Source organism: Gordonia alkaliphila, assembly GCF_039542465.1.
Classification (GTDB): Bacteria; Actinomycetota; Actinomycetes; order Mycobacteriales; family Mycobacteriaceae; genus Gordonia; species Gordonia alkaliphila.
The window spans coordinates 140,415-149,486 of record NZ_BAABIE010000004.1; the positions used below are offsets into that span (position 1 = coordinate 140,415).

General features: G+C 65.5%; 11 protein-coding genes. 3 read left to right on the top strand and 8 right to left on the bottom strand.

The annotated features are described in order from the left end of the window. Window positions 1–43 precede the first annotated feature (43 nt). The 8 genes from ABD989_RS06200 to ABD989_RS06235 all read right to left on the bottom strand — a co-directional run bounded on the left by ABD989_RS06200 (window position 44) and on the right by ABD989_RS06235 (window position 6,076). On the bottom strand, window positions 44–835 hold the full coding sequence (locus ABD989_RS06200; RefSeq protein WP_345312804.1) for a hypothetical protein: 792 nt from the start codon (window positions 833–835) through the stop codon (window positions 44–46). A 52-nt stretch (window positions 836–887) separates the two neighbouring features. After that, window positions 888–1,871, bottom strand: coding sequence for a hypothetical protein (locus ABD989_RS06205; protein ID WP_345312805.1), 984 nt, complete (start codon window positions 1,869–1,871; stop codon window positions 888–890). Further along, window positions 1,864–2,442, bottom strand: coding sequence for a signal peptidase I (locus ABD989_RS06210; RefSeq protein ID WP_345312806.1), 579 nt, complete (start codon window positions 2,440–2,442; stop codon window positions 1,864–1,866). The genes ABD989_RS06205 and ABD989_RS06210 overlap by 8 nt, the downstream gene beginning before the upstream one ends. Window positions 2,443–2,458: 16 nt before the next feature. After that, on the bottom strand, window positions 2,459–3,100 hold the full coding sequence (locus tag ABD989_RS06215; RefSeq protein WP_345312807.1) for a SipW-dependent-type signal peptide-containing protein: 642 nt from the start codon (window positions 3,098–3,100) through the stop codon (window positions 2,459–2,461). Between the two features lie 14 nt (window positions 3,101–3,114). Next, window positions 3,115–4,134: a signal peptidase I gene (locus tag ABD989_RS06220; RefSeq protein WP_345312808.1), complete on the bottom strand. Its 1,020-nt coding sequence runs from the start codon at window positions 4,132–4,134 to the stop codon at window positions 3,115–3,117. 2 nt (window positions 4,135–4,136) lie between these two features. After that, window positions 4,137–4,679 (bottom strand): hypothetical protein, encoded by a 543-nt coding sequence (locus tag ABD989_RS06225; RefSeq protein WP_345312809.1) that lies wholly within the window; start codon window positions 4,677–4,679, stop codon window positions 4,137–4,139. A 22-nt stretch (window positions 4,680–4,701) separates the two neighbouring features. Beyond that, on the bottom strand, window positions 4,702–5,220 hold the full coding sequence (locus ABD989_RS06230; RefSeq protein WP_345312810.1) for an alternate-type signal peptide domain-containing protein: 519 nt from the start codon (window positions 5,218–5,220) through the stop codon (window positions 4,702–4,704). A gap of 145 nt (window positions 5,221–5,365) precedes the next feature. Next, on the bottom strand, window positions 5,366–6,076 hold the full coding sequence (locus ABD989_RS06235) for a hypothetical protein (RefSeq protein ID WP_345312811.1): 711 nt from the start codon (window positions 6,074–6,076) through the stop codon (window positions 5,366–5,368). A 550-nt stretch (window positions 6,077–6,626) separates the two neighbouring features. Here ABD989_RS06235 and ABD989_RS06240 point away from each other — a divergent pair. The 3 genes from ABD989_RS06240 to ABD989_RS06250 form a co-directional block, all read left to right on the top strand. Further along, entirely contained in the window at window positions 6,627–7,532 is a 906-nt protein-coding gene (locus ABD989_RS06240; protein WP_345312812.1) for a hypothetical protein, read from the top strand. Between the two features lie 64 nt (window positions 7,533–7,596). Beyond that, window positions 7,597–8,301: a hypothetical protein gene (locus tag ABD989_RS06245; RefSeq protein WP_345312813.1), complete on the top strand. Its 705-nt coding sequence runs from the start codon at window positions 7,597–7,599 to the stop codon at window positions 8,299–8,301. A 40-nt stretch (window positions 8,302–8,341) separates the two neighbouring features. After that, a partial coding sequence (locus tag ABD989_RS06250; protein ID WP_425556489.1) for a hypothetical protein occupies window positions 8,342–9,072 on the top strand: 731 nt, incomplete at its 3' end.

Here is a 9,072-nt window from a genome sequence, read left to right on the forward strand (position 1 = left end):
ATCCGGGCCGATAAGCCTCAGCGGGAAAGCTCAGACAGGCGGACTACTTGGCGTCCTTGTCCTTGTCCTCCTCGCCGCCGCCACCGATGACGCCGCCGATGATGCCGGGCAGCAGATCGTTCAGCGAGCCGGTGCTCGAGAGCTGGCCTTCGGCCGAGCCGAGGCCGGCCGCGTCGAGGCCGCCGAGGATCGCTTCACCGGCGTTCGGCATGCGCACCTTGGTGCACGCGGTCATGTTCGGGAACTCGACGGTGCCCAGCGGCGGGTTCGGGGTGGCCCGGAACTTGGCGCCGAAGCTGGTGAGCTCGGTGCCGGCCTTCACGCTGGAGGGCAGCTTGTAGCTGAACTCGGCGGTGAATGCCTTGCCAGCGAAGACCGCGTACCCGGTGTGCGAGTAGGTCCAGCCCAGGCCGTCCTTCTTCACGTTCGCCTCGGGGACCACGTGCTCTTCGAGCATGTTGCCGATGACTCCGCCGCCACCGAGGATGCCGCCGAGGAGGGTGAAGGCCTGAATCTTGACCGTCGGCTTCACGCTGCGCAGCGCCTGCGCCGGGTAGTCCCAGACCTGCTGCACGTACGGGTTACCCACACCGGAGGTGCTGACCGAGAGCGAGTACTTCACGATGTTTCCCGCGCCGACCTCGGGCTGCACCGACTTCTGGAAGGCGTAGTCGACGATCAGCGTCTTCTTCGCGCTACTCGACTGCTTGCACTCGGCGGCGTTGGCGGTGCCGACCACACCCGGGGCGGCAGCGACGCCGACCAGGCCGCTGGCGACCACCGAAGCGGCCGCGACGGTGGTGATCAAGCGCCGGCTGATGGGGGACTTCTTCATTTCAGACTCCGTCGTCTTTCTGGATTTCGTACTCGTTCATAGAGCGCTGGACTCAGCTCTGTGTACAGCTTCCGGTGGAGGGATCCACGACGGGCTTCACGCGGGTGACCGACCCGCCGTTCGAGATGGCGACTGTGTCACCGTTGATCGACCAGGTGTCCTCGGCGCCCACCTTGACGTCACAGCGGGGCTCGGCCTCGCCGTTCACAAACAAGCCAAGGTACTTGGAGCCGCCGGCGAGCCGGACGCCGATCGTGACGGGACCTTCCGTCGTGGGCTCGCTGGTCTCCGGGGCTACCTGCTCCGTGCTCGACGGCTCGGACGGCGTCTCACTCGGAGCACTCGGCTCCGAGGTCTCGCTGGTCGACGGCTTTTCGGTTTCGCTGGTCGACGGCACCGGCTTCTCGCTGGACTCCGGACCCTCGTTCTCGGCCTTCGGAGCAGCCTTCAGCGCAAAAGCCTTGCCCTCTCGCTGCGGCGCGGCGGGGGTCCACTCGTCTGCCGTGTTCTCCCACGTCTGGTTCGCCAGGTTGGTCCCGGTGCCGCCTTCGCACTCGGTACGACCCGAGACGTAGTCCTTCCAGGACGCGCCTACACTGGAAACAGTGTATCCCGTTGAAACCGAACCAGTGTTGATTGTCCGAACCCTAAGGTAAAGCCCCGTGTGGCCGCCGTCAGAAACGTCATTCCAGGAAGTGCCAGCGATATCGCGACTCTCCTTGACCGCGCCGTTGCTCCGGTTAATCAACTCAGCACGGTACCCGGTCGCCCCTGCCACAGCAGGCCACGAGAAGTTTGCACGGCGCTTGACCAAATTCGCCCCACCACTTGTAGAACATGACACCGACGGCGTCAGCGGAGTCGGGAAGAAGTTCTGGCTGGCGATCTGCGGGACGTGTGCAGTGGCGTCGTCGGTACTCCCAGCGAGGGTTTCGGAGGCGCCGAACACGCCGAACATCACCGCGGCAGCACCGCCCAGGGCGAGCGAGGCCCGGAACGACGGCCGGCGCAGCCCGGCAGTGGGAAGTTTAAACATCGATTGTCTCCTGGTGCGAAGCCGCGGAAAGCTCAGCGGCCGAGGTAGAGGTGGGGGTAGAGGTGTCGGGTCGTCGGAGCGGCCCGAAAGCCAGCATGAGTAGGGCGCCGGCCGCGAGGCCGCCGAGGAATACGGCGGTCTTGCTCGACAGCCAGGCCGCGACGTAGCCGAGGACCGGCACGCTGAACAAGACGCGGTCGGCCTCGCTCACCGTGTACGGCAACGGGTCCACGGTGCGGTTCGCATCGCCTTGAAGAGTCAGGGACACCTGGTGGTCGCCGAAGGGCTCGATCGCCACGATGCGGTGACTGATGCGCGTCCCGGCCTGATTGTCGACGCTCACCACGTCTCCGACCGCGAGTTCTGCGGCGGGGACGGTACGAGCAAAGGCCAGCGAGCCGGTCGGGATGTCCGGCGCCATCGACCCCGAGCGGAACACGAGCGGCGTGATCCCAAAGAACATCGAAATCGCGGCGACCACAATGCAGATCACCCCCACGACGGCACCGACGTTGAGCGCGAGCTCACGTCGGGACCGGCGCTTCGGCGCCTGCTCACTGTGCTGACTCATCACGTACGACTTCCTGCTAGGCCGCTGTCGCTGCGAACTTGAAGTCGACAGTCACTGCCGACATACGAGCCTCGAGCGGAGCGTCTCCAGCCAAGGCCACCTGGATGCAAAGCGGTTCGGTCTGACCGGCAGCGAGGGATCGAGCCGATCCGATGAAGGGCTTGGACCCGATCGACAGCTGGACAGCGGAGCCGATCTGCGTGCCACCGGTACAAGTGGCGCCGTTCGACGAGCCGCCGGCGAAGACCGTGACCGTCAGCTTTTCCGCGAACTTGTTCACATCGGCCTTGCCGTACGTCGCGGTGCCGGCGTCAGCCGTGATCACATCCGCGCGGTAAGTGAAGTCAGCGGTCCCGACGTTGTTGACGGGAAGCATGCCAGCGACCGAAGCGCCTCGGGGCATATGGAGCTTGTTGAGCGACGTCATGTTGTAGACGGGGCTCTGGCTGTTCAGCTTCATTTCGACATTCACCGAGCTCATGGTGAACGTTCCGGTGGTGGCGGTGGCGGTGTCCGACCACGCCGCCATGGTGCCGACGGCACCGAGTCCGAAGACCATGCCGAGGGAGAGGACTGCGCGCGTACGAGTCCAGCCGGTCTCGCCGACAAGACGGCGGACCCGCGACCCCTTGTCAGGGGAAGGAATGGGAGAAGACATCTGTTCTGCCTTTGTCATTGGATAAGGGGTATCGGTTGGGTGATCGCGGACGACGGTCCCGTCGGCGAACCGCAGCTGGCGCATGTCGACGCCGACTGCTTGGGGGCCGGCCTGTATGCACCGGCGGTGGGGTGAGCGAAATCCTGCGAATGCGGTCCCGACTGGACCGCCGGTGGACGGGGCGGCCCGAGGAGCGGCCCGGCCACATTCGCGGACTGCGTCGATCCGTTGCCTGGCTGCCGCGCTGAGTTGGTCGACGAGGTATCGGTTCGACCGGATCCGCTGAACAGCTCCGCCAACGAACTGAGCACCCGGGTGCCGGCACTGTTCTCAGCATTCCTAGGAGAATCCGGCGCCGGAGCCCCGAGCCCTTCCTGTCCGTAGCTGGCCCCAGAGCTTGCCGAAGGGTTGGAGGAATCCTCCCCCTCGGCCTTACCGCGGTCGCGGTAACTCGAGTACCACATCCACAGCGCGTACGCGCCGAGACCGCCGGCGATCAGGAAGATCGCGACGCTCCGCATGGAGTTGGTGAGCACGGTGTTGATTCGTCCCAGGTACGGCACCGAGTAGATCAGCTTGCCGCGGATCTGGTCGGCTACCAGCTGGGTGTCGTCCTGCACCTTGTTGGCGTCGCCCTTGGTGATGAACCGACGCTTGCCATCGCTGTCGTAGAAAGTGCTGACGATGCGGTGGGTCACGACGGAGGGGTCACCGGATTTCGGCTGGAAGGTGATGACGTCGCCTGGGGAGAGATCCTCCCCGGGCGTCGGCTTCACCACGATCATCGTTCCGGGCGGATAGTTCGGTTCCATGGAGCCGGTCAGCACCGTGTAGGCGGTAGAGCCGGTGAGCCGCGGGATCACCACCATCACTGCCAGCAGCCCGACGGCAGCAGTCAGCAGCGTCCACGAGGCGATATTCTTGACCCACCAGGAAAGTGGGGTCGCCTCGTCGTCGCCGGACTCCTGTTCGGTGCCGACAGCTACCGGCGACGCATCGTGCACGTCGTCAGCGTGATGATTCCCGCGGCGCATCTTCACGACCGTGCGATCGATTCCGCGCGGAAGGTGAACGCCGCCGTCGACGGCGCATTGTCGGCCGTGGCATTGCTGCCGATCGTCAACCGCAGGCACAGGACCTCGGTGTCACCGGCCTCGACAGTCTGTGCGTCGGTGTACGCGGTCGCGGCCGCGCCCGAGTAGATCTGCGTGCCCACATCCCCGGTCGGGGTGCAGGCGGCCTCGGACGGCACGACTGCGGCGCGCAGCATCAGCGGCACCTCGCCGGTGGTCGTGACCTTATTGAGCTTGTACGACATCGAAACGTTGCCCGAGTTGATCACCGGCAGCGGCTTCTGCACGCTGTCACCGGGATCGGCGTCGTCAAGTGTGAGGCCGTCGAGAGTGAACTCCTTCACTCCCTCGGACCCTGCCGAGATGTTGAGTGTGCCGGCAGTGACCTTGCCACCGCCGCCGTTGTTGGCGTCCGAACGCCACAGGGCCCCGGTCTGCTGGAGGGAAACGAATCCCACCAGCAGTACCGCTGCCGCTGCGAGCGCCCATTTGAATTGGGCCTTCACGTGAAAATCCTTTTGGGAAGGGTTACGGGGTCGTCACAGAGTTCTGAGTCAGGGTGACCGTGCCGCCGGCCAAGCTCGCGCTCGCACCCTGACCCGTCTCACCCTGAACGTCCGTGAAGGTGATGGCGGTACCGATGGTCTTCGTCTGCACCGAGCCGGTCGGCCTGATCTCGCCGCCGCCGTCGCCGACTGCAGTGACATGGAGGTGCTGAGCAAGCTCGCCGCTCTCCAGGTTGCCGAGGGTCGGAGTCAGGGTCGCCACCAGGTTCGTGCCAACCGCAGTGATGTTGTAGTCAGCGACGTAGACCACCGTGTCGCCCGGAACCAGTCGATCGGTGGCCGGATTGAACTCGGTGCCGCCCGGCGTGCCCCAGTGCCACTTGCCCGAGTCGGGAACCTGATCGATGTTGAGCGTACCGGCGGTCACTGTGCCGGAGCCGAGGCTGCTGCTGTCGCTCCAGGCGGCCATGGTGCCGGCGCCGCCGACGAGGATCGCTGCGCCCGCTGCTGCGGCGAGGGCACCCTTGGTAACTTTGTTCATGTCTGTCCTTGCATGGTGTGTGCACACCCCGGTCGGGGCGTGATTTGGGGATGGACCGCATTGCCGGGGACGGCGTTGCGGGGCGGTCGCGTTGGCGCGCGACCGCCTACCCCGCCAGCGAGCGCTGGACGGGGGAGCTTTTGGGTCAGCGACCGGCAGTCACCGACGGGGAGTTCAAACTCTTGCCGACGGTCTTGCCTGCCGGCTTCACGTCCGCGCTAGACAGCGAACCGAACAGGTCACCGAGCGAGCCGGTGCTGCTGCCGGAGCTACCCGATCCGCCGTCACCGCCGTCACCGGGGCCCGGATCCACCGGAGCGTCCGGCTCGGACTCCGCCAGGAAGATGCGCCAATCAGGCTGGATAGTGAACCCCTGCTTGGTTTCGTCGGCTGGCAGGCCAATGAACAACTCCACGGGAGTCTTCTTGTTCTGCGCCAGACGCGGGGTCTTGACCAAGAAGATCCCAGGTGTCCCTTCGAGGTCCTTTAGAGCCCCCTTCTGAGCGCCTGCGTTCGCACGCACCACCGCGGAGCCACCGCCCGACACCTTCCAATCGCCAGCAAAAATCTGCAGGTGTGCCGGAGTTTCACACTTATTGCGGATGTCGAAGGAGGCGCGAAGCGCCTGCTGCCCTGGGATCGGGTTGATGTTCAGCCAATCGATCTCGTCGTGACCACCCCAGGTGGCGCCGCCGTCCTGCGAGTACTGAAGGCATGTCCGATCGGTGAGGTTGTCGCCAGGCGCGGCCTGCGCCGAGCCCGCTCCTACGCCCGCGAGTGCGGCGGTGGCGGCGCCGGCGACGGCGATCACGCCGGCCCGGCGCACGAGGGAAGTGATTGAAACGCTTTTTTCCATGCGACGAATGTTGACAGACCGTGAGGCCAGATTCCATGCCGTTCAGACAGAAAAGTCGGCCCGACCGCCGTGGAACGACAAATTTGTGCCATGGCGACCGACACCCCGTGGCGGCAGTGTGATGTGACTTACATGTGTTTCACCTGCGGCGATGCCTCCCAACAGGAACCGCCCCATGTCACTATCCATGCCTTCGTGTGACTCTCGCCACTTCTGGAAAGTTGGCACAGATTTGACTCGTCCGAACGTACCAACGCGCCTGAGCAGGGAAGTTCCGCTCGACAAGCGGCCAATAAGGCCGGTACCGTGCGACGCGGGCCGATCGAGACATGCGTCCAGTTCAGCCCCGATGGCGACGCGCGCCACATGTAACACATATGCGTTTCACGTAATGCGCGATGTCATCACCGCCTCAACGACTTCAGCTGACAGGGAGCTTGCCCCAGCGCCGACACGGCCATCAGGCTTCGAGAACCACTGAATCCGTACCGATGCGGAACCGTAATCTGACACAAGGCTTAGCCTCCACCGCTTGCCAGGAGCACGATCTATGAAGACCAACTTGCGCCGCACCGCGACCCTGCTGAGTGTCGCCGCGACCATGGCCGCCGGCAGCACGGCACTGGCCCCGGTCAGCCATGCCGACATCGTCGGCCCGGTGACCGGCAGCTCGGACGCGGTGTCGTTCTCCCGTTCGGTCAGCGGCACCGATGTGGTGAACGGCAAGATCTCCACCGGAGACGTCATCACCGTGACCAACCAGCTCAACCGTAAGCTGGCCTGGCAGGTGTACTACGTCAAGGACCTGCATCCCACGTGCATGGAGGCGATCCCGGAGACCTCCACATGGAAGGTGTCGGGCAAGACCTACACCAACAACCCGAACGTCGAGGGCACCAAGGCGCCGAGCGAGGTGACCTCCGGCCCCGGCTGGGTGCAGATCAAGCCGCCGGCCGCCAACTCATGGGCCGCAGATCCCCTGATCTGGACGCAGGACTACCTCGTCAAGTGCAGTGCGGGCCCGCTCAATACCGGAGGCGTGACCTGGGATACCACTTGGGCTTTCGAGAAGGGCGCAGACAACCCGAACGTCGGCCCCACGCTTCAGGTCGGCGCGGGCAGGCCGTCGATCACCGCGGCCCCCGCCGACCCGACCGTCGGCAGCGACGTGAAGATCACCGTCCGCCACCCCGAAGGCACTCCGGGCCAGCCCGTCACCCTCACCTCCGACGGCAAGACCCTCCCCGGTTGCGGAAACCTCGTCCTGGACGGTAATCGTCACGTGACGTGCACCTGGGTTCCCACCAAGTCGGGCGAATATCCACTCAGGGCTGTGATCGACGGCACACCGCCCGCAACGGTCACCGGACGCGTGCACGTGGCCGACGGTCCGGGTACCGGCAGCACGCCCGGACTGGACTCCGGCAGCGTCTACACCGGCAGCCTCGGAATCTGATCCCCCAACTTCTTACGACAGTCTCACCCGAGCTGTCCGACCCCCTCAGCTTCAGGAGAACCCCATGACCATTCTTCGCACCCGCTTGGCCGCAGGCCTCGGCACCGGCGCAGCCGCCGCGTTCGCCCTCGCCCTCGCCGCCGGCAGCGCCACCGCCGCCCCCGACAGCACCAAGTGGCATTTCGACGACTCCGGCCTCATGGGTGAATGGACCTTCACCACGAGCATCACCGACACCACCCCCAAGGTCGGTGACGAGATCACCATCGCCAACACCCTCACCCACACCAAGGTCGACCGCTACGTCTACAAGGTGAAGCAGGTCGTCCCCCAGTGCCTGGACTTCGTCAAGGCCACCGGATCCGGCACCATCGCCAGCACCCAGGACAAGACCGGCACCGCAGACTCCTACGTCCTGGTCAACGCCCCCACCGGCGGATGGCGCATCGACGGCGCCTCCAGCTCCCTCGTCAAGGTCAACGTCACCTACAAGGTGACCGAAGACTGCGCCACCGGCAACGCCCAGCAGACCGTCATGCACATGAGCGGCAGCACCATCGGCGACCAGAACTTCAACAACCCCATCTCCTTCACAGTCGCCAAGCCGACTCCTCCCGGCGGCGGCGATGGCGGCACCGGTGATGGTGATGGTGATGGTGATGGTGATGGCGGCGGCAACAACGGCGGCGATGGCAGCACCGGCGGCGGCAACAACGGCGGCGGCACCGGAAGCCTTGACACTGGCAGCCTCGGCAACCTCTTCGGCTGATCTCAACCAAATCACTGACTCAAACAGGAGTACCTGAACAATGAACAAGACCACCACCGCTCGTCTGGCCTCCGGCCTGAGCACCGGCGCAGCTGCCGCGTTCGCCCTCGCCCTCGCCGCCGGCAGCGCCACCGCCGCCCCCGACAGCACCAAGTGGCATTTCGACGACTCCGGCCTCATGGGTGAATGGACCTTCACCACGAGCATCACCGACACCACCCCCAAGGTCGGTGACGAGATCACCATCGCCAACACCCTCACCCACACCAAGGTCGACCGCTACGTCTACAAGGTGAAGCAGGTCGTCCCCCAGTGCCTGGACTTCGTCAAGGCCACCGGATCCGGCACCATCGCCAGCACCCAGGACAAGACCGGCACCGCAGACTCCTACGTCCTGGTCAACGCCCCCACCGGCGGATGGCGCATCGACGGCGCCTCCAGCTCCCTCGTCAAGGTCAACGTCACCTACAAGGTGACCGAAGACTGCGCCACCGGCAACGCCCAGCAGACCGTCATGCACATGAGCGGCAGCACCATCGGCGACCAGAACTTCAACAACCCCATCTCCTTCACAGTCGCCAAGCCCGCTGGCGGCGGTGGAGATAACGGCGGTGGAGATAACGGCGGCGGCGACAACGGCGGCGGCGACAACGGCGGCGGCGACAACGGCGGCGGCGACAACGGCGGCGGCGACAACGGCGGCGGCGACAACGGCGGCGGCGACAACGGCGGCGGCGACAACGGCGGCGGCGACAACGGCGCGGGAACAAC